We start from the raw sequence: 22,728 nt of genomic DNA, 5'->3' as shown, positions 1-22,728 counted from the left end.
TCATCGTTGTTCTTTAATAGCGGCGGAGGGAATCGAACCCACGACCTCACGGGTATGAACCGTACGCTCTAGCCAGCTGAGCTACACCGCCATAATAACAAAACGCTCACTGTTTAAAAACCATGCTCGTCATGTCTCTTATCAGACACATTCCTCGCAAGCCTACAATGAAGCTAATTCAGGATGTTTACGGCTCGCTCTAACCAGCTGAGCTATACCGCCAAAAATCAAAATTTCAAGTGGAGCCTAGCGGGATCGAACCGCTGACCTCCTGCGTGCAAAGCAGGCGCTCTCCCAGCTGAGCTAAGGCCCCATAATCATAATAATGAATGGTCGGGAAGACAGGATTCGAACCTGCGACCCCTTGGTCCCAAACCAAGTGCTCTACCAAGCTGAGCTACTTCCCGTTCAAAATATCACATGTGGGATGTAAGAGGGTCAAGATTTCTAATATTGCTACGAAGCATATCAAAAAATCTCACTTCTGACTTCCAATTTTTAAATTGGCGCGCCCGAGAGGAGTCGAACCCCTAACCTTTTGATCCGTAGTCAAACGCTCTATCCAATTGAGCTACGGGCGCTAATAATCTAAATTAATCTATAGAAATTAAGGTAAGTTATTTTCGCTAGCGCGAAAAAACTATGGTGCCGAGGACCGGAATCGAACCGGTACGGTAGTCACCTACCGCAGGATTTTAAGTCCTGTGCGTCTGCCAGTTCCGCCACCCCGGCACTTTTTTTGGAGCGGAAGACGGGATTCGAACCCGCGACCCCCACCTTGGCAAGGTGGTGTTCTACCACTGAACTACTTCCGCATTATGCATATTCTAAAAAATCTTTGGTGCGGGTGAAGGGACTTGAACCCCCACGTCATAAAGACACTAGATCCTAAGTCTAGCGCGTCTGCCAATTCCGCCACACCCGCAAGGTGTGTTAAATGGTGAGCCATGAAGGACTCGAACCTTCGACCCTCTGATTAAAAGTCAGATGCTCTACCAACTGAGCTAATGGCTCATTTTATAATGAGTAATAATATTTAGTTCATTTCTTGTTATTGACACCCAAATTTCAGTAAGCTTATTCAAGAAGCAACTCAATTTGTGTGCTGATGTATTGCTACGAAGCATACTCGTTCGTGCTCTACCAACTGAGCTAATGGCTCATCTTATAATGAGATATGATTACTAAAATGAGTGGTGCCGGCGAGAGGACTTGAACCCCCAACCTACTGATTACAAGTCAGTTGCTCTACCAGTTGAGCTACACCGGCATTATTATAGATGTAAATTAGGTTTCATCTTACTTACCAGTCACCCAAATCTCAGAAAGATTATTCAAGTAGCAGCTCGATTTGTGTGCTGAAGCAGGAGCTTCGAAGCATATTCGATCGTGCTCTACCAGTTGAGCTACACCGGCATATGGTAAGATATTTTCGCTAGTGCGAAAAATCTATGGTGGAGGATGACGGGATCGAACCGCCGACCCCCTGCTTGTAAGGCAGGTGCTCTCCCAGCTGAGCTAATCCTCCAAAATAACATGAAATTTATGAATTTCATTAAGTAAGCTATCTTCGCTAGCGCGAAAAAAACTATGGTGACCCATACGGGATTCGAACCCGTGTTACCGCCGTGAAAGGGCGGTGTCTTAACCGCTTGACCAATGGGCCATATTTTTAATAATATCAAACCTATAAAGGTTTGCCTGGCAACGTCCTACTCTCACAGGGGGAATCCCCCAACTACCATCGGCGCTGAAGAGCTTAACTTCCGTGTTCGGCATGGGAACGGGTGTGACCTCTTCGCCATCATTACCAGACAAAATTAAGTTTGAAGGATGTTCCTTCAAAACTAGATAACGATTCACAATTCAACTTCACTCTACTGAGTTTACGCTCTTACTTTGTCCAGCTCCAGAAGCCAAATCCTACGGTAATTTCACTCTCTCGAAGAAGTCAAAGAACGACTTCATCTCGATCGCACCAATTCCCTATGGATAAAAGCTAAGCTTCTTCCGCTTTTCTATTAGGTTAAGTCCTCGATCGATTAGTATCAGTCAGCTCCACACGTCACCGCGCTTCCACCTCTGACCTATCAACCTGATCATCTTTCAGGGATCTTACTCACTAATGTGATGGGAAATCTCATCTTGAGGGGGGCTTCATGCTTAGATGCTTTCAGCACTTATCCCTTCCGCACATAGCTACCCAGCTATGCCTTTGGCAAGACAACTGGTACACCAGCGGTGCGTCCATCCCGGTCCTCTCGTACTAAGGACAGCTCCTCTCAAATTTCCTACGCCCACGACGGATAGGGACCGAACTGTCTCACGACGTTCTGAACCCAGCTCGCGTACCGCTTTAATGGGCGAACAGCCCAACCCTTGGGACCGACTACAGCCCCAGGATGCGATGAGCCGACATCGAGGTGCCAAACCTCCCCGTCGATGTGGACTCTTGGGGGAGATAAGCCTGTTATCCCCGGGGTAGCTTTTATCCGTTGAGCGATGGCCCTTCCATGCGGAACCACCGGATCACTAAGCCCGACTTTCGTCCCTGCTCGACTTGTAGGTCTCGCAGTCAAGCTCCCTTGTGCCTTTACACTCTACGAATGATTTCCAACCATTCTGAGGGAACCTTTGGGCGCCTCCGTTACATTTTAGGAGGCGACCGCCCCAGTCAAACTGCCCACCTGACACTGTCTCCCAGCCCGGTCAGGGCTGTGGGTTAGAATTTCAATACAGCCAGGGTAGTATCCCACCGACGCCTCCACCGAAGCTAGCGCTCCGGCTTCTCAGGCTCCTACCTATCCTGTACAAGCTGTACCAAAATTCAATATCAGGCTACAGTAAAGCTCCACGGGGTCTTTCCGTCCTGTCGCGGGTAACCTGCATCTTCACAGGTACTATAATTTCACCGAGTCTCTCGTTGAGACAGTGCCCAGATCGTTACGCCTTTCGTGCGGGTCGGAACTTACCCGACAAGGAATTTCGCTACCTTAGGACCGTTATAGTTACGGCCGCCGTTTACTGGGGCTTCGGTTCAAAGCTTCGCTTGCGCTAACCTCTCCCCTTAACCTTCCAGCACCGGGCAGGCGTCAGCCCCTATACTTCGCCTTGCGGCTTCGCAGAGACCTGTGTTTTTGCTAAACAGTCGCCTGGGCCTATTCACTGCGGCTTTTCCGGGCTATTCACCCTAAAAAGCACCCCTTCTCCCGAAGTTACGGGGTCATTTTGCCGAGTTCCTTAACGAGAGTTCTCTCGCTCACCTTAGGATTCTCTCCTCGCCTACCTGTGTCGGTTTGCGGTACGGGCACCTCTCACCTCGCTAGAAGCTTTTCTTGGCAGTGTGGAATCAGGAACTTCGGTACTATAATTCCCTCGCCATCACAGCTCAGCCTTCACGACAACGGGATTTGCCTCGTTGTCAGCCTAACTGCTTGGACGCGCATATCCAACAGCGCGCTTACCCTATCCTTCTGCGTCCCCCCATTGCTCAAACGGTGAGGAGGTGGTACAGGAATTTCAACCTGTTGTCCATCGCCTACGCCTTTCGGCCTCGGCTTAGGTCCCGACTTACCCTGAGCGGACGAGCCTTCCTCAGGAAACCTTAGGCATTCGGTGGAGGGGATTCTCACCCCTCTTTCGCTACTCATACCGGCATTCTCACTTCTAAGCGCTCCACCAGTCCTTACGGTCTGGCTTCACAGCCCTTAGAACGCTCTCCTACCACTGTTCGTAAGAACAGTCCACAGCTTCGGTGATACGTTTAGCCCCGGTACATTTTCGGCGCAGAGTCACTCGACCAGTGAGCTATTACGCACTCTTTAAATGGTGGCTGCTTCTAAGCCAACATCCTGGTTGTCTAAGCAACTCCACATCCTTTTCCACTTAACGTATACTTTGGGACCTTAGCTGGTGGTCTGGGCTGTTTCCCTCTTGACTACGGATCTTATCACTCGCAGTCTGACTCCTGAACATAAGTCTTTGGCATTCGGAGTTTGACTGAATTCGGTAACCCGATGGGGGCCCCTAGTCCAATCAGTGCTCTACCTCCAAGACTCTCATTTCAAGGCTAGCCCTAAAGCTATTTCGGAGAGAACCAGCTATCTCCAAGTTCGATTGGAATTTCTCCGCTACCCACACCTCATCCCCGCACTTTTCAACGTGCGTGGGTTCGGGCCTCCATTCAGTGTTACCTGAACTTCACCCTGGACATGGGTAGATCACCTGGTTTCGGGTCTACGACCACGTACTCTTTCGCCCTATTCAGACTCGCTTTCGCTGCGGCTCCGTCTTATCAACTTAACCTTGCACGGGATCGTAACTCGCCGGTTCATTCTACAAAAGGCACGCCATTACCCATTAACGGGCTTTGACTACTTGTAGGCACACGGTTTCAGGATCTCTTTCACTCCCCTTCCGGGGTGCTTTTCACCTTTCCCTCACGGTACTGGTTCACTATCGGTCACTAGGGAGTATTTAGCCTTGGGAGATGGTCCTCCCTGCTTCCGACGGGATTTCACGTGTCCCGCCGTACTCAGGATCCACTCTGGAGGGAACGAAGTTTCAACTACAGGGTTGTTACCTTCTTTGACGGGCCTTTCCAGACCTCTTCATTTACTCCGTTCCTTTGTAACTCCGTATAGAGTGTCCTACAACCCCAAGAGGCAAGCCTCTTGGTTTGGGCTTCTTCCGTTTCGCTCGCCGCTACTTGGGAAATCGCGTTTGCTTTCTCTTCCTCCGGGTACTTAGATGTTTCAGTTCCCCGGGTCTGCCATCATCACCCTATGAATTCAGGTGAAGATACTACTCCATTACGAGCAGTGGGTTTCCCCATTCGGAAATCTCCGGATCAAAGCTTACTTACAGCTCCCCGAAGCATATCGGTGTTAGTACCGTCCTTCATCGGCTCCTAGTGCCAAGGCATCCACCGTGCGCCCTTAACAACTTAACCTCCGGCAAAAGATGAGCTTCAGATTACTTCGCCCGCTTCATGTTCTGCGGTGCTCATGGACCAATTACGTCCATTCCGCTCCTCAAACATTTCGTCGCCTCGTACTCTTCGCTCCTCTTCCGCCTCAAGACATCAATACTTACTTAATGTCTGTTTATTAACTATTAAGAGAATCACTAAACTAAGCGTTTAAACTCAGTGAATTACTTGAATTGTTTTCGTTATCTAGTTTTCAAGGAACATATATTGAGAGATAATTCTCTCAAAACTAAACAAAATCAGAAACGTCTTTTTATGAAAGAGCTTGTCCTTCATTTTTCCTTAGAAAGGAGGTGATCCAGCCGCACCTTCCGATACGGCTACCTTGTTACGACTTCACCCCAATCATCTGTCCCACCTTAGGCGGCTGGCTCCTTACGGTTACCCCACCGACTTCGGGTGTTACAAACTCTCGTGGTGTGACGGGCGGTGTGTACAAGGCCCGGGAACGTATTCACCGCGGCATGCTGATCCGCGATTACTAGCGATTCCGGCTTCATGCAGGCGAGTTGCAGCCTGCAATCCGAACTGAGAATGGTTTTATGGGATTGGCTTGACCTCGCGGTCTTGCAGCCCTTTGTACCATCCATTGTAGCACGTGTGTAGCCCAGGTCATAAGGGGCATGATGATTTGACGTCATCCCCACCTTCCTCCGGTTTGTCACCGGCAGTCACCTTAGAGTGCCCAACTGAATGCTGGCAACTAAGATCAAGGGTTGCGCTCGTTGCGGGACTTAACCCAACATCTCACGACACGAGCTGACGACAACCATGCACCACCTGTCACTTCGTCCCCGAAGGGGAACCTTCTATCTCTAGAAGTAGCGAAGGATGTCAAGACCTGGTAAGGTTCTTCGCGTTGCTTCGAATTAAACCACATGCTCCACCGCTTGTGCGGGCCCCCGTCAATTCCTTTGAGTTTCAGTCTTGCGACCGTACTCCCCAGGCGGAGTGCTTAATGCGTTTGCTGCAGCACTAAAGGGCGGAAACCCTCTAACACTTAGCACTCATCGTTTACGGCGTGGACTACCAGGGTATCTAATCCTGTTCGCTCCCCACGCTTTCGCTCCTCAGCGTCAGTTACAGACCAGAGAGTCGCCTTCGCCACTGGTGTTCCTCCACATCTCTACGCATTTCACCGCTACACGTGGAATTCCACTCTCCTCTTCTGCACTCAAGTTCCCCAGTTTCCAATGACCCTCCACGGTTGAGCCGTGGGCTTTCACATCAGACTTAAGAAACCGCCTGCGAGCGCTTTACGCCCAATAATTCCGGACAACGCTTGCCACCTACGTATTACCGCGGCTGCTGGCACGTAGTTAGCCGTGGCTTTCTGGTTAGGTACCGTCAAGGTACCAGCAGTTACTCTGGTACTTGTTCTTCCCTAACAACAGAACTTTACGACCCGAAGGCCTTCATCGTTCACGCGGCGTTGCTCCGTCAGACTTTCGTCCATTGCGGAAGATTCCCTACTGCTGCCTCCCGTAGGAGTCTGGGCCGTGTCTCAGTCCCAGTGTGGCCGATCACCCTCTCAGGTCGGCTACGCATCGTTGCCTTGGTGAGCCGTTACCTCACCAACTAGCTAATGCGCCGCGGGTCCATCTGTAAGTGACAGCCGAAGCCGTCTTTCAATTTCAAACCATGCGGTTCAAAATATTATCCGGTATTAGCTCCGGTTTCCCGGAGTTATCCCAATCTTACAGGCAGGTTACCCACGTGTTACTCACCCGTCCGCCGCTAATCTCAGGGAGCAAGCTCCCATTGATTCGCTCGACTTGCATGTATTAGGCACGCCGCCAGCGTTCGTCCTGAGCCAGGATCAAACTCTCCAATAAAGAGTTGATAAAGCTCATAATTAAATCTTTTTAAAACGTTGACGTTTCTGTTTTGTTTAGTTTTCAAAGAACTAATGTTTTAACGACAAGGAGTATCTTATCACACGTCTTCTCACTTGTCAACTTCTAAGAAGAAGTTTTAGTCAACAATATATTTTTCGTCTTCAACACATCTCGACTACTTAGAATAGTTTATCACTAAGTTTCATAGAAGTCAATAACTAATGGAGTTTTTTCGGACAATATATTGCATCAACTATATCTGGTATAAAATCAAGCTCTTATCGCCTCTAATTAGCGACAAGTGATATCTTATCACCACGATTCGTAGAAGTCAAGTGTCTTAGATCATTTTTTTCTATTCGTAAAATATGTAAAGAAGTTCTATTATTAAACCCATTCTCAAACGTCTCTACACTTTATAATTTCTCTAATAGTTATTCATAAAGAAAACTCCCGGAGTAGCAAGTTGAAAACTGACCACACAGCCCTAATACTACACTTCCAGGTGGTCAGTATTTTCTATTTACCTTATTAGTTGATCTACCTGAAATACCGGTAATTGAATACAAAAAATTGAACCTTTACCGTGTATACTTTCTGCCCATATTCGCCCCTTGTGCAAAAGAATAATCTCTCTACAAATTGCTAATCCTAGTCCATTACCTTTTCTTGATCTCGTAAAGTTCCGATCAAATATATAAGGAAGATCTTCCTCCAAAATACCTTTCCCGCTATCTTCTATTGTAATAAAGGCATCACCAAGGTCTTTATCAAATCTTAAAGAAATTGATATCCCCCCTGTTTCTGTATGATTCATAGCATTTATAAGTATATTTGAAAAAACTTGATTAAATCTTTTTACATCCACCGAAACCATTGGATATGTTTCTTCATTGATTTCTTCAATTATTACATTAAAGAAAAAGCCCTTACTTTTTACATCGTATTCATATTGGCCACATAAATGTTTAATTAATTGATCAATTGGGACAATGTCAAACGTAAAATTGATTTGTCCAGACTCTAATTGGGCAAGTTCAAATAAGTCATTAATCATCACATTCAACCCATCTATTCTTTCAATACATCTCCTCAAATACGCATCCCTTTGTTCTTCTGTTTCTACTAATCCATCCAATATCGCCTCAACATACCCCTTTACCGTTGTAATAGGGGCTCGTAAATCATGTGATATATTCGATAACAAATGCCTACGTTCTTGTTCTGCTCTAGCAAGTTCACTATTTGCTCGTTCAAGGTATTTGTTGACTTTTTCAAACTCTTTTGTACGCTCTTTTACTTTTCCTTCAAGATTTCCGTAAAGTTCTGCATTTTCTATAGAAATTGCAGCTTGTGTAGAAAGAAAAGTTAAAAATCTTATTCTTTCTTGAGTAAACGCGTATGTTGTTTGATTATTCTCAAGGTATAAGACACTATTTACATTTCCTTTATAAATTGTTGGTAGACATAAAATAGACTTTGGCTTTTTGGCAATCACATATGGATCACCTGTAAACATACCTTCTACTGTTGCATCATTTAATACAACAGCCTCCCTACTATTAACTACATATTTAATAATCATTTCAGGGACCACTTTGTTTTCTTCTAGTATATGAAAGGATAACTCTTCATCTATTTCGCTATCAACATTTGCTGCAGCCGCCACAGTTAATTGTTTTTCCCTATTAAGCAGAAGCATTCCGCGCTCTGCACCAGCATTTCGCATTGTAATATCCATTAACTTTTTCACCAAATTTTCCTGGATAATCTCACTCGATATCGTTTGGGAGGCTTTTAATGAAGCATCAAAATCTAAATGAGAAATCTGAAAATCAGGACTGCTTTTTTCTACATTAATAATGAAGCTATCGAATTCCTTTTGTAATTTAAGGGCTTTTGCATACGCACCCCACTTAATGTACGTACGGTATGCTTCTGTCAAATAAGCACCAGCTAAGCTTTCAAGACCTCTTGAAAAATAATAATAACCTGCAGCTTCATTACTAATAGCAACATCTTGAACAAAGTTGTTTTCCTTTGCCAACTGAATAGCTGCGTCATATTCATCCCTGGCAACAGAATGATTGTGATCTATTCTTGCTAATTCAGCTTTTAATAGTTTCCATTTATGAAGGTAATTTTCCGGACAAAGCTTTGCCCATTTTCCTAGTTTCTTGATATTTTTTTTGAGTCTTTTATAAAGTAACTTTTTATTTGATGAGTTCGCCTTATCAAATAATCGTGAAGCCCAAAGAGAATCATAAAAATAATACTCAGATATAATAACCAGAGTTAATCGATTACTTACTAATTTATCTAAATGATTGATTAAAGCCCTCGCAAAATTCTCTTCATTAAACAAATAAGACAACTGTAGCCTTAACGTATAATGAATGATCTTGGCCGAATCATCATCTAAAACTTGTTCAAAATCCCAATTTGATTTAGCTTTTTCGTTCATTAAGATGTCGACCCATTGAATCAGTTCATTTAAAAATCCTTTCGAAATGACATAACCGATTCTATCTATAAATATGCGTTGATTCTTAATACCAGCAAGTACATCCTTTAAATGATCTCCCATCATAAACAGTGTAATCGCGATAAAAGAACTATTTGCTCCAGCAAGGTGAATATTTCCTGCCTCTATGCAAAAGTTCTGCGACCATTTCAAGTATTGTAAATTATCTTTAATGTGGTGCTTCCAATGATTAATAAAGCTACCATAAACAAAATACACTCTTCCTTTTAACCCTGGATCCCCGGAACCTTCAGCAAGTTCAATAGCAAGCTTACCAAACTCATAGCTATGATCATAGTCACTAAAACCAGCACTTAAAATAAGTGCGTAATTATTAACTACTAAAGACGTGATATCAGTGATTCCGTTTTTTAGAGAAAAACGTAATGCTCTTAGCATTAAAATAGTTGCTAAATTTTGATCCACGTGAAAAGAAGGTGCATTCATCGTTATCATTGTATTTAATAATAATCTTTTTTCTTGATCTATTAATTCGGGAAGCTTCATTAAATCTTCTGCACTTTTCCCCCATAGAGCTGCTTTAACGAAAAGAAACTCTTTTGCAACAAATCTCTTATTTGGATTACGATTAATATTCCAGCCAAATAGTCTTAATCCTGCAATTCCAGATTCTACAGCCTCTTGTACCCGATGAACATGTGTATAAAGAACAACTTTAAGGTTATAAATTTTTAACTTTTCATGTTTTGTTTTTACACGTTCCAACACTTTGTTAAATGTAGATTCTGATTCATCAAATTGACTGTTTAAATATTGACATTCACCAAAACCTGTCATTAACCGTGTTGTTAAATCATAATTTGTTTCCCATGCTTCACCAAGTAATTCGTGTGCTATTTTATAATATTCCAGTGACTCCTTAAAAGCAGCTGATGCTTTTGCTTGTTCACCGGCTTTTACATTCCTTTCAACTAAAGATATCGATTCATTCTTATTTAGATACATTCTTCCAATATTTAAATGATTAACAATTTCAAATAAAGATTCATTACCTGCTCCAAACCTGATTAAAAGTCTTCCGATTTTAAGATGTGTCTTTTCTCGCTCTTCTTTAATCATCATAGAATGAATAGCTTGCTGAACCCTATCATGTAAGAATCGATATGCGGGTGGTTGATTATCTATGAAATGATTATGACCTTCCGGATATATCCATTTATAAGTTAAATCTTCTGGTAAAATTAACCCTACTTCAAGAGCCGACCATAGTTGTTTTCCGATCCTATCATATTCATCTTCACAAATAATTGATAATGTTTTTAAATCGAATTCATTACCTATGCACGAAGCTAGTTTTAGTATAGCCTGGGTTTCCATTGGAAGTTGCTCTATCCTTTTAACCATTAAGTCAACTATCGTTTCTTTTTCTAAGGCTTTCATTACCATATCAAACTGAATCGTCCATTTACCTAAATTTGCATTAAAGAAGATTGTTTCATCTTCATAAAAAGATTGAAAAAGCTGTTTAATAAAAAACGGATTTCCTTGGGTGATTCTGAACATTAGTTCAGCTAGTTTTCCAGCCTCTTTTTCATCATTCATAATTGTTTCTTCCACCCACTGACAAACAACACTTTCCTTTAGTGGAGTTAAAGGAATTGTTGAGATCGCAACTTTCTTCTTTTCGAGATTATGAATGGTTTCCGTAAATGGGTGTTCAATTCCAACCTCATTATCGCGATAAGCCCCAATTAATAAAAAGTAACGACAATCTATGTGTGTTAGTAAATATTCAATCAATGCCAATGATGCTGTATCTGCCCACTGAAGATCGTCAAGGAATAGAACTAACGGGTGGTCCTTTGTAGCGAATACATTCACAAATTTTTGGAAGACCAAATGAAATCGTAGATGCGTATCCTTAACAGAAAACTCCTCTTCCTGAGAATTATCGCTCCCTACTATCCATTTTAATTCCGGGATCAGTGATGTAATAATAGAAGCACTCCCTAATAGTTCACGTTCAATGGCTGTTTTCCAGTTCTGAATCCTTGCATCTCCTTCAGTCAATAATTTTCTTATTAATGATTTGAATGCAGAAAGTATTGGTGAGTATGGCTTCTGTCTTTGGAGTAAATCAAACTTACCTGATATAAAGTAGCCTTTTTCTCTAACAAGTGGAATTTGAATTTCATTTACAAGCGCAGTTTTCCCTATTCCCGAATGTCCTTGAATTAATACTAACTCAGAATGTCCTGTACTCACCTTATTAAATGCCAATTTTAATTTTTCAATTTCTACGCTTCTTCCATATAGCTTTCCATCTATCTCAAAGACATTAAGTGGATCATCCTGTCCAAGCTGAAATACTTCTATCTCACCGAATAGCCGAAGTTGATCCATACACTTCTTTAAGTCTTCCCGTAGCCCAAATGCACTCTTATATCTTTCTTCTGGAATTTTCGCTAAAAGCTTCATAATAATATTAGAAAGACTTTCTGGAATATTATCGTTTAGTGAAATTGGATTTTGAGGAGTTTTTGCCAAGTGCGCGTGCACCAACTCAATTGACTCTTTACTAGTAAAAGGCAGAGTTCCTGTGAACATTTCATAAAATAAAACACCAAGAGAATATAAATCTGCTTTATAATCTACAGATCGATTCATTCTACCAGTTTGCTCCGGAGAAATATAAGCAAGATGACCTTCAAGTTCATATGGAGTTAAACTATTATTTTGGTTTTCCTTTTTTAGTTTTGTTGCATGATTAAATCCCGTAATCTTTAATTTCCCATTTGATGTATTAAGTATTATATTTTCAGGATTTATATTTTTGTGGATGATCTGATGCTGATGTACATTTATTAAAGCAGATGCTAGTTTAACTGCAATAGAAAGAAATTCTAAAATATCCTTCCTTTGAGTTTTAAGAAAGTCTCTCATGGTAACACCAGAGAAATATTCCAAAACTAAGATTGGTTCATTTAAATAACTTTCTATTTTGACTGGGCGGATAATTTCATTCATATTCATTTCTTTTGTTATGTAAAATTCATGTATGCTGGATGCAGTTTCGTGCGGGGTAGGGGTTGGTTGTTTCATGGTCTTTAATAGAACAAGCTTTTTTTCTTCTAATGAATATGCTTTGTAGATAATTGATTTACTATTTTCAACTTCAATATTAATTAATTTGTAGTCATTTAATATCGGCATTCTGTTCATTATTGTCATCCTTTTAGGAATTTCCAATTCTTTAACAAAACTTTAAGTAATCTTAAACAGACCTTATAGTTTTAACATTATTATATTTATGTAGGAATGTTCATGGAGGTTTGGAGATGGAAAATACGAATCTATTGAATGGCAGTAATTCTAATCAAGAAATAGACCAGGAATGGGTACAGCTCATCTTGGAAGCAAAAAACCTTGGCATGACTCCCGAAGAAATACACGACTTTTTTAAAAATAAATAACTCACTCCTGAGAAGCAATGAATTTATACCCCATCCCTCTAACTGTGACAATATACATAGGATCGGCTGGTATAGGTTCAATTTTTTTGCGTAAATTACTTATATGAACCATAACTGTACGGTGGTCGCCCAGGCTTTCTTCCCCCCAGATTAGTTCAAATAAATCTTCAACACTATAAACACGATTAGGATGTTCTGCTAACAAACAAAGGAGTTGATATTCCTTTGTAGACAAGGGGACAGTTGCACCCTTCACTTTTACAACACAGCTTACTTTATCTATAATTAATCCTGGATATTCTATTTTTTGCAAAACCTGCTCCTTCACAGGCCTTAATTGGTGATCAATATTATGATGACGACGTAGATGGGCTTGAATTTTCACTGTTACAAGAGCTGGGCTAAAAGGTTTAGTAATGTAATCGTCCCCACCAATTTTGTGACCCAATATCTTATCAAATTCTTCTTCCTTTGAGCTTAAAAACAAGATAGGAATATTCGTCTTTTGACGAAGTAAACGACATACCTCAAACCCATCCATTCGCGGAAGTACTACGTCCAAAACGATGATGTCAGGCTTTTCCGTTTCTACTAATTGTAATGCTGTTGGGCCATCTTCAGCATGAATGACAGAATACCCTTCCTTTAGAAGGTATAATTGCAAAACCTCACGAATATCACGATCATCTTCTACCAGCATTACTTTTTCCTTGAACATCTAACTCACCTACCATTATCTATCATAATACGACTATACAGTTATTTCATAATATACCATCAACTACCTATATTATCCAATCTTTTAGGTATGGAGGATCATACCTACGCATTCTAAAATCCTACAACCATATTAATTACTTTATAAACGAATAAAAAACCAGGTAGGAACTCTTTGAGTTCTACCTGGTCAAATCGACCAAAAGATATTAGTTGCCGTTCTTTAATACTAGTTGTGAAACACACTCAACATGTGTTGAGTAGTGGTTGCAGACAGGGTCATGATAGTATTTACTCAACATAAATTATCTATTAACCCTACTTAATTTATTAATATTTTCAAGGAGTACTCCTTGACCAAATTCTCCGCTTCTATCTAATATTGGGTCAATTACTCCTCTGATATCTCTTCTATCATATTCTCTCATAAGACTGTCAAATTCTTCATCCGTTGAAAGAATATTTAATTCATATTCCTTTAAGTCAAGTCCAGCCTTCTCCCAATTATTAATATAATTCTTTAGAGTCATTGGGTCACTTACAAATACTAAACGTTCATTTATTGTAAGTAATTCCTCAGTTTCTAAAAGAGTAATAGTCATCAGAGGAGCATAGTAATTTTTATTTGTCCTATATTGTATCCCAATATGGTTATTGTATTTTTCAACTTCCGCTGAAATACATTCTAAAATATCTTCATTATCATTTTTGTGAGTTATTAAGTATGAGTAAGTTCCATAAATATAATTTATAGATGTATAACCATAAGGGTCTCTATTTTTATTTTTCTCAAAATTTTCATTAAAAAGTTTTGCTGTTTTTTTTGCTTCACTTTTATTAAATCTATCAACCTTACCCCTATCCAATATATACCTAAAATCTCCATTAGATAAATTTATCTTTATACAATTATTAAAATGATTATTGGTTCCCCCATATGGGTCCCAAATCATGGTGACTAGTGGTGGCATTTGGGACCCTTTCAAATTATTTAACATTGCTTGAGAGTCCTTGATACTGCTTAACCATAAATTATAATCAAATTTTTTCAAGAAATCATGTTTATCAAAAAAATCACTTGTAATTAAACCTATAACTCTATCAGTTGGTCTTAAACAATCTTGATGAACTACTCCAAGAATTGAATGTTCATATAAATCATCAATCTCAATGGCATAAGATTTTTCTGAAATACCTTTTCCACAATGTAAACAATTCATAAACTCTTTTTTATTTTCTTTTATATATCTTTGACACCATTCTTTATGCAATTTCACAGGTAGTTCCTGCTCGACATTCTCAATATCGTTAGCAGGGGCAATAATCAATTCATCATACGGAAGGATTTTTTCATTTTCTTTTAGATACCTTTCCATCCCTATGTTTGTTGCTGTTCTATGTAAAACTTTCATTTTAATCCCATTCTTAAAGACCACATAATTATTATCTACATACTGTAACCTTTTCGTACCGTCATCATCAAAACGATATAATTCCATAAGAAGCATTTTATTTGAAAAACCTTCTCCCAATTCTTCGTTTCCCTCAACCAGAACTACATCCTTACCTATTGAAAAATCATCTTCTTTTAGTACTAGGTCAAAAAATCCCTTAACAACTTCTTCACTATTTACATTCTCTTTAGGTTTATCTATATAGCCTTTCCACTTACCTTTTAGCTCATTACATAAAACTGACATTCTACTAGAAGCAAAACTAAGAGATGTAGAGATTAGAAAAGACCAAAAGAATTGAGGAGATACTGAATTTATTTTACCACTAATTGCCGTTAGTACACTTTTTTCGAAAGCCATCCCATCTTCAATATCAAGAACAGAAATTACCATCTTGGAAGAAAACTCTAAAAATTGTTGTTCACTCATGTCTTTACTTGTAACGTTCTTATAAATTTCTCTTATTAAACTCTTAAACCTATCAAACGCAGATTTTTCACTTTTGTTAAGGGGGTTCTCTATAAAGGTTAAGGGATTGAGCCTAATACTTTCTAATATTTTTTTTAGTTCATTCTTAATAGGATTTGATGTATTAGAGGTAGTTATTAAAATATAATTATTCACCGATTTACCTTCTTGAACATATTGTCTTACAAATTGATTTATAGCTTTATAAAAATCGCTATCTTCACTTTTTGATAAAGATACTGTTCTCTTCATTTGAAAAAATAATTTTTCATTATCTTTAGTTGTTACTACAAGGTCATCAATTATATCTCTTGTTTCAAATGCTACTTTTTCAATATATGTATTTTCTTTAATATCAATAGAATTTGCTAAATCAATGTCGGTTACCATATTAAATAAAATCCAGCCTGAAACTCTTTGTTGAAAATCTATTCCTGCATTAGTAGGTTGAGTACCCATATAATTACCTCCAACATTTTGTATATTGGTAATTATAACCTAAATATCCTTATAAATTAATAAATACATAACAATTGTAGACAACTAGATTAGCTTTATTCTTATGCAAAAAAGAAGATAATTAGCCTAGGCAGCTATTATATCTTCCTTTTTTAAGTCTAATATTTGATGGATATCAGAGATAATGACGTTATCAATGATTTTAAATGAAATGGTAAACTTCTTAACTAAAGAATTGAGGATTTCTCTTTGACTTTTTGAAAGACTACTCTTTTTTCATGTTTGTTGATTTGACGGGCTTTTCGGTCTTTTTTTCACGTTTTTTTGGAACATTTTTATTTTCACTGGTTAAGGAAAATGAAAATGTTTATTTTGATAAGGTAGGGTTTCTATTTTTTTAGGTCATCTCAAAACTATCTGCGACACACACTCAACATGCGCCGTATGCGGAAACATATCCACAGGCTGAATATACTCAACTTTATAGTCCTTACTCAAATAATCAATATCCTTCGCAAGTGTGGATGGATTGCATGAAACATAAACAAATTTCTTCGGCTTCACTTTTCTAATCGCATCTAATAATTTCCGGTCACAGCCAGTACGTGGGGGATCAACCACAACAACGTCTGGTCGCCAGCCTTCCTCTACCCATTTTGGCAGCCAGTGCTCTGCAGTGCCTGTTACATAGGTTGCATTTTCTATACCGTGTCTACGAGCATTTTCTTGTGCATCAATAACAGCTGCATCAATTGTATCCATTCCGCGTACTTCACTTGCATCCTTCGCTAACCACAAGCCAATCGTTCCTACTCCGCAGTATGCATCAGCGATTTTTTCATTACCGGTAAGGTTTGCTGCTTTCTTTACTTCATCATACAGCTTGACAGTTTGAACAGGATTCAGTTGAAAGAATGCTCTTGCTGAAAGTTCGAAGCTCAAGTCTCCTAACGTTTCCTGGATAACTTCTTCTCCACTTAGATGTAATGTTTTTTCACCAAAAATAAGGGATGTTTTGTTTCCATTTATATTCTGAACAAGAGATTTTACTTCAGGAAACCTTTTTTGTATTTCAGCCATAATTAACTTTTTACGCGGTACTTCTTTTTGAGTTGTAATTAAAACGACCTGTACTTCTCCTGTTTGAAAACCGGCACGTGTCACAATAGTTCTTACAATCCCTTTTCTCTTTCGTTCATCATAAATTGGCACTTGGAAGTCTTCGAGAATTTGCTTTACCCCTTCAGATACCTTATTTGTTATTGGATGCTGAACCATACAATTTTGAATAGGAATAAGGCGGTGTGAATCCAACCCGTATAGCCCTGCAATTACTTTGCCCTTTTGCTGCCCAACTTGAAATTGACTTTTGTTTCGGTAGTTCCACGGGTCTTCCATACCGATAGTCTGACGAATATCCAAAGAGGAGATTTTTAATTTTGTATGTCTCTCCATAGATTGAACAACAATATCACGCTTTTCCTTTAGTTGCTGATCATAGGCTAAATGTTGAAGCTGACAGCCACCACATTCCTCGTAAATTGGACAAGGCGGCTTAACACGGAATGGGGATTTCTTTCGTATTGTTTTTACTTTTCCCTCCGCAAACTTTGGTTGAATCTTAGTCGCTTCTACTAATACTTCTTCACCAGGCAGTGCTCCAGGGACAAAGACAACTTGTCGTTTAAAGTAGCCTACACCTTCACCATTAATCCCTAAACGCTTTATTGTTAGCGGGAAAGTTTGTCCCTTTGAAATTTTAATTTGGCTGGCTTGCGCCTGTTTCTTTTCTTTCATATTTAACGCTCCGTTTCTACTCAATGCTTCTCCATAAATATAACGTGGCATAACTTAAATAAGGAGACCACTCTTTGCTATATTCGTCCATTTCATCACTAGTTGGTTTTTTCTCAAGGTTAAAATGCTTTTGAATTGCTTTTTGTATACCAATATCGGCTTTTGGAAATAGGTTAGGACGTCCAAGACCAGAAAGCATGAAGTTTTGCACGGTCCATGGACCAATACCACGTATTTTCACTAGATCCTTCATCAATTCTTCCTCAGGGAGCAAGTCCAACTCCATTAGATCGAGCTTTCCGTCTGCAATAAGTCTTGAGGTATCAATTACATACTCTGCTTTTCTACCGCTAAATTGTAATGCCCTTAAGTCATCATATTCCAACCCGGCTACTGTCTCTGGTGTAGGGTAAAACCAAACACCCTCTATTTGATATCCAAACTCTTTCACAAATCTAGAAGTTAATGTATGAGCAAAAGCTACATTTAACTGTTGATGGATAATACACTTCATTAAACAGCTATAAAAATCAAATTCTAACACAATTGGTGTCCCTTCATGTTGCTGAAAGATTCTAGAAAGATTTGTTTGATGAAAATGACTCATTACCTCATTCAAAGAAAAGTCAAACTGAAATATCCTTCTAATTCGCCTTATAGCCTCTTCCTTAATCGTTTTATCAGTACCACATAGTTCAAAAGCAGGTTCTTTTACTGTTCCAATTGCTCTTACATTAAGTACATATGACTTTCCTTCTATAACGGAAGGGACTCTGACCAATTGTTCATCCTTATTAATATGTATGATAGGATCCAATGATAGACGATCTAGAACTGAATCAAAATGATATGGACCTTTACATGTTATGATTTCCATCCACATGCTTTTTCTTCCTCATCTTCTTTTATTTTTATTATATCATTTTAAAATAAGGAACCTACGGAAAAGGAAAAAAACCCTTTGATTGCATCAAAGGGAAAGTAAATATGGATGATCCATCATTTTATTTATCATCAAATCATCTAGGCTTTTGAAGGTATAGCCTTGTTTCCTTAATTCTTCAATTGCATGATCCAATGCCTCAGCATTATCTTTTGATACAGTATGAAGCAAAATAATAGAACCGGGATGAATTTGCTTCATAATATTATCATATGAGTACTTCCAGCCTTTTTGAGAGTCTACTTTCCAGTCAACAAACGCAAGTGACCAAAAAACGGAAGTATAACCAAGCTCTTCAGCTTTGGCAAGCACCTTTTCGCTAAAAATCCCTCTTGGAGGTCTAAGATAGCTCATGCCTTTTTGACTTGTCAGTTCTTCTACTTTGATACGAACAGATTCTAATTCTTTCTTAAATTCTTCATCACTTTGAGTTGTTAGGTCCGGATGATACCATGAGTGATTTCCGACAATATGACCTTCATTAACCATTCGCTTTACTAGTTCAGGCTCTGAATCAAGATAATGTCCTGTAACAAAAAATGTTGCAGGCACCTTTTGCTTTTTAAGAACATCAAGAACTTTAGGTGTATACCCATTTTCATAACCATTGTCAAATGTTAGGTAGATATCTTTTTTCGTTGTATCACCTATATAAAAGCCACCATATTTTGAAAGCAATTCATCTAATTCCTTACCAGCAGTTGCAGGTTCATGATTTCGACTCTTTTTAAATCCCCAATGAATAGGCTTATTTGGAACGGCAGAAACAGAATTCATCGAAATAAAACATAAGCAAAAAAGCGTCAAAACAACGATCAATTTTTTCATAAACTCTCTCCTCATTCTTGTTATTATTTATAGTGTTGTTAAAGAGAGAATTTCAATACTGAAAAAAACTACCATAAAGAAACCCTTCAAATAAATGAAGGGTTTCAATCATCAGCTAGCGATTTCCTCAACAATCTTTTCTTTTTTATTCTTTTTCTTAGAAAAACGATTAAAACCATTGCCTATACTGTTAAAAATACGGTAAACAGCTGGAATAAGTACTAATGTAATCAATGTTGCAAATAATAACCCAGAAATAATCGCTGTAGCCATTGGAGCCTGATAGTTTCCAGATGTACCTGATGCTAATGCAAGTGGAAGCATTCCTCCTGCTGTTGTTAAAGTTGTCATAAAAATCGGTCGGATTCGATCTTTTCCTGCTGCCACGATAGCTTCAGTCACACTATATCCTTCTTTACGTAATTGATTTGTACGATCAATAAGCAGGATTGCATTGTTTAGAACGATTCCTATTAACATGACAATCCCCATTCCTGACATAATGCTTAACTCACGTTGTGTAATGAATAGCCCTGCTATAACGCCCACAATAGTCATAGGTATAATGGACATCACAACTAGAGGATGAGCCAAATTATTAAATTGGACAGCCATAACAAGGTAAACCAGGAATATTGAAATAGCTAGGATTAGAATCATATCTTGGATAAGTTCTTGTTGCTGCTCCAAATCACCCGCAACCGATACATTGTAACCAGTCGGCGTTTCAAAATCTTTTATTAAAGATTGAACTTCTCGATTGATTGTTCCTAGATCTGTATCCTTAATATCTGCCGAAACCGTGATGAAACGATCTCCTTCATCATGAGAAATTTCATTTGGAGTATCAACACTTACTAGTTCAATAAAGCTCGAAAGACTCTTTTCTCCATCATTTGTAGGAATTTTTAATTTTAACAGAGCATCCTTATTATTTGTACTTTCATTCCACTTCATTATAAGGGGAACATTTTCTTCCTCGACCGTAACCTCACCCAGTGGCACATTTAAAAAGGCCTGCTCAATAAATTGTCTAACCTGTGATGAGGATAATCCCGCATCTTCAATTGCACCCTCTTTTAACTGCACAACTTCTTCAACAGAAGTTCGCTCAATAGAGTTTTTCACAGCCACAATACCTTCGATTTGCTCTAATTCACTAGAGAATTTATCTACAATTTCTTTTAGCTCATCAAAGCTTTCACCTTTAATTAACACTTGAACAGGGTAACCTCCACCTGTTGAAGTAGCTGTTTGAATACCTTCAATAGGGTAATCCTCTTGGATTGTTCGTAAGGAGCTTAATATTTCCTCATTGACTTCTTTTTGTCCTTTTACGATGTCATCACCTTTGGTCATATTAATAATGGTATAAAGCATAGAGCCATTATCCATCACATAATTTTGTTCAACGTCCTCAATCTTAGAGAGACTTTCGTTAATTTGTTCAACGATTTTTTCTTTTTCCTCGACAGACACACCTGTTTCCAAATCAACCATCAGCTCTGAATAGCGGTTATAAACATCAGGCATAATGGTCATCGGAATTTTAGACACTAAGAAAAAAGAACCAACAAACATCAAAAAGAAAATTCCGACCATGATAAAGCTGTTTCTTTTTTTCGTAACAACCCAAGATACAAATTTGCTATAACCTTTTAACAATCGTCCTGCCTTTTTCACCTGTTTTTTCCCTAGCTTTAAAAAGTTCTCAGATAAACTCGGGATAAGGGTAAAAGAGACAATAACAGAACTAATCAATGTAGCAGAGACAACCACTGATAGAAGGATCATAAATTGCCCCATTTCTCCGCCTAACAAACCAATAGGTAGGAAAACAACAATTGTTGTTAGCATCGACGCAATTACAGCTGAGGCAACTTCTTTTGTCCCCTCCACAACAGACTCTAATGGTTTCAGTCCTTGTTCTTTTTTCCTATAAATAGATTCGAGAATAACAATAGACGAATCAACCATCATTCCAATCCCTAAACCTAAGCCAATTAGCGTTAACATATTTAAACTATAATCTAATGCCCACATCGCTAAAAACGTGAGTAAGATCGATGTTGGAATAGAGAGTCCGACAATGATCGTGGCTCTCACGTTGCGTAAAAATAGTAATAGAATAATAACTGCGATAACACCACCGATAACGATATTACTTGAAACTCCATCAATCGATTCCTTAACATAGTCAGCTTGTGCAACCATTTCATTTAATTCAAAATCTTTTACTAAACCTTCATCTTTTATTTCTTTGATTTCTGCCCTTATTGCTTCAGCCATTTCAATTTGAGTAACATCCGCCACTCGTCCGATTTGTACAAAGACAAAATCTTTTGTACCGTTTTTCCAAACAAATGATGAGTTTTCCTTAGGGTCTATTGATACATCAGCTACCTCTTTCAATTCAACAGCACCTGTTTGGGTCATAATTTGAATGTTTTCTACATCCTCTACAGATTCTAACTTTGTATTCCAACGTAATGAAGGCGCGTTTTGATCTTCACTTAATTCTCCTAATGTTGCCTCATTATTAGCCTGCCCTATAACCGTACTAATTTGTGAGATATCCAAACCTTTTTCCTGAACTTTTTCGCGATCAAACTCAATAACCATTTCATGTTCTTGAATTCCAGCCAAAGAAACATCCCTTACTTCCGGAAGTTCTTCTAGTCGTGGCTCTAAAATTTCTTCAGCGAAAGCCGTCATCTCTTCCATTTCATCATTTGACACATCCATATAGAACTCATAAGTAGAACTTGTTCCTATTTGATCTGTGACAACTTCATCAATGCCGCTAATATTTGCTGTTGTTGATTGGACGACAGATTCAATTTCCTTTGAAACTTCATCACCCCGACCTGTTTCAATTGTAATATTAAGACCACTTCTTCCAATTGAAGTTGTGGAGCTAACCTCTTCAACTCCATCAATACCTTGGATGCTTTGTTCCAGTGGATTCGTGATGGTCCTCTCCACCTCAATTGCAGACATTTCACCAGCACTCACATCCACATACGCACCATCAAAATTAATGGATGGCATTAATTCTTTGTCCAGCTTTAATAACGAATAGCTTCCTACGATTAACACTAAAACTGTTACTAAACTTACTAAAATCTTTCGCTTTACAATAAACTTAAGCAAAGCTTTCCCCCCGTTCACCAAACCTATTTTCCTATGGAATAGTGTGCCTATAGTAACGTAAGCACCCAAGGATTGATTATAAATGAATGTTACGGAAAAATCTTCCTATTTTACAGATAATTT

At 39.0% G+C, this 22,728-nt stretch carries 8 protein-coding genes, 11 tRNA genes and 3 rRNA genes; 1 reads left to right on the top strand and 21 read right to left on the bottom strand.

Annotated features, from left to right (window positions below; all coding sequences use genetic code 11):
* Positions 1-17 precede the first annotated feature (17 nt).
* The 15 genes from D9842_RS22835 to D9842_RS22765 all read right to left on the bottom strand — a co-directional run bounded on the left by D9842_RS22835 (position 18) and on the right by D9842_RS22765 (position 12,535).
* Positions 18-91 (bottom strand) — tRNA-Met (locus tag D9842_RS22835).
* A 149-nt stretch (positions 92-240) separates the two neighbouring features.
* Positions 241-313: transfer RNA gene (locus D9842_RS22830), tRNA-Ala, on the bottom strand.
* A 17-nt stretch (positions 314-330) separates the two neighbouring features.
* Positions 331-407, bottom strand: a tRNA-Pro gene (locus D9842_RS22825).
* A 97-nt stretch (positions 408-504) separates the two neighbouring features.
* Positions 505-581, bottom strand: a tRNA-Arg gene (locus D9842_RS22820).
* Positions 582-643: 62 nt separating this feature from the next.
* Positions 644-732: transfer RNA gene (locus tag D9842_RS22815), tRNA-Leu, on the bottom strand.
* A gap of 8 nt (positions 733-740) precedes the next feature.
* Positions 741-815: transfer RNA gene (locus tag D9842_RS22810), tRNA-Gly, on the bottom strand.
* A gap of 24 nt (positions 816-839) precedes the next feature.
* A tRNA-Leu gene (locus D9842_RS22805) sits at positions 840-925 on the bottom strand.
* 13 nt (positions 926-938) lie between these two features.
* A tRNA-Lys gene (locus tag D9842_RS22800) sits at positions 939-1,014 on the bottom strand.
* Positions 1,015-1,194: 180 nt separating this feature from the next.
* Positions 1,195-1,270 (bottom strand) — tRNA-Thr (locus D9842_RS22795).
* Between the two features lie 182 nt (positions 1,271-1,452).
* A tRNA-Val gene (locus tag D9842_RS22790) sits at positions 1,453-1,528 on the bottom strand.
* 63 nt (positions 1,529-1,591) lie between these two features.
* Positions 1,592-1,666: transfer RNA gene (locus tag D9842_RS22785), tRNA-Glu, on the bottom strand.
* 33 nt (positions 1,667-1,699) lie between these two features.
* Positions 1,700-1,815 (bottom strand): 5S ribosomal RNA (gene rrf, locus D9842_RS22780).
* A 207-nt stretch (positions 1,816-2,022) separates the two neighbouring features.
* Positions 2,023-4,951: ribosomal RNA gene (locus D9842_RS22775) — 23S ribosomal RNA — on the bottom strand.
* 325 nt (positions 4,952-5,276) lie between these two features.
* Positions 5,277-6,825: ribosomal RNA gene (locus D9842_RS22770) — 16S ribosomal RNA — on the bottom strand.
* Together the 16S, 23S and 5S rRNA genes with 11 tRNA genes alongside form the textbook arrangement of a ribosomal RNA operon.
* A gap of 526 nt (positions 6,826-7,351) precedes the next feature.
* Complete coding sequence (locus D9842_RS22765) at positions 7,352-12,535, bottom strand: ATP-binding sensor histidine kinase (protein WP_162987532.1); 5,184 nt, start codon at positions 12,533-12,535, stop codon at positions 7,352-7,354.
* A 116-nt stretch (positions 12,536-12,651) separates the two neighbouring features.
* Here D9842_RS22765 and D9842_RS22760 point away from each other — a divergent pair, with 116 nt between their 5' ends.
* Entirely contained in the window at positions 12,652-12,786 is a 135-nt protein-coding gene (locus D9842_RS22760; protein WP_121664453.1) for an anti-repressor SinI family protein, read from the top strand.
* A gap of 1 nt (position 12,787) precedes the next feature.
* Here the strand turns inward: D9842_RS22760 and D9842_RS22755 are convergent, their stop codons facing one another.
* The 6 genes from D9842_RS22755 to D9842_RS22730 all read right to left on the bottom strand — a co-directional run bounded on the left by D9842_RS22755 (position 12,788) and on the right by D9842_RS22730 (position 22,605).
* Positions 12,788-13,504 carry a response regulator transcription factor gene (locus tag D9842_RS22755; protein WP_121664452.1) on the bottom strand — a complete coding sequence of 239 codons (717 nt, stop codon included), beginning with the start codon at positions 13,502-13,504 and terminating at the stop codon, positions 12,788-12,790.
* 304 nt (positions 13,505-13,808) lie between these two features.
* Positions 13,809-15,884: a hypothetical protein gene (locus D9842_RS22750; protein WP_121664451.1), complete on the bottom strand. Its 2,076-nt coding sequence runs from the start codon at positions 15,882-15,884 to the stop codon at positions 13,809-13,811.
* A gap of 402 nt (positions 15,885-16,286) precedes the next feature.
* Positions 16,287-17,681 carry a 23S rRNA (uracil(1939)-C(5))-methyltransferase RlmD gene (gene rlmD / locus D9842_RS22745; RefSeq protein WP_121665165.1) on the bottom strand — a complete coding sequence of 465 codons (1,395 nt, stop codon included), beginning with the start codon at positions 17,679-17,681 and terminating at the stop codon, positions 16,287-16,289.
* Between the two features lie 16 nt (positions 17,682-17,697).
* A complete protein-coding gene (locus D9842_RS22740; RefSeq protein WP_121664450.1) occupies positions 17,698-18,564 on the bottom strand; it encodes a DNA-3-methyladenine glycosylase family protein in 867 nt (288 codons plus the stop codon).
* An 87-nt stretch (positions 18,565-18,651) separates the two neighbouring features.
* The gene (pdaA, locus tag D9842_RS22735) at positions 18,652-19,401 is read right to left on the bottom strand and encodes a delta-lactam-biosynthetic de-N-acetylase (RefSeq protein WP_257536077.1); all 750 of its coding nucleotides are present in this window, start codon (positions 19,399-19,401) and stop codon (positions 18,652-18,654) included.
* 162 nt (positions 19,402-19,563) lie between these two features.
* Entirely contained in the window at positions 19,564-22,605 is a 3,042-nt protein-coding gene (locus D9842_RS22730) for an efflux RND transporter permease subunit (protein WP_121664448.1), read from the bottom strand.
* Positions 22,606-22,728: the final 123 nt, after the last annotated feature.

Origin of the sequence: Metabacillus litoralis (assembly GCF_003667825.1) — a bacterium.
Classification (GTDB): domain Bacteria; phylum Bacillota; class Bacilli; order Bacillales; family Bacillaceae; genus Metabacillus; species Metabacillus litoralis_B.
Note: the sequence above shows the minus strand (reverse complement) of the source record. Positions and strands in the feature narration are given on the sequence as shown.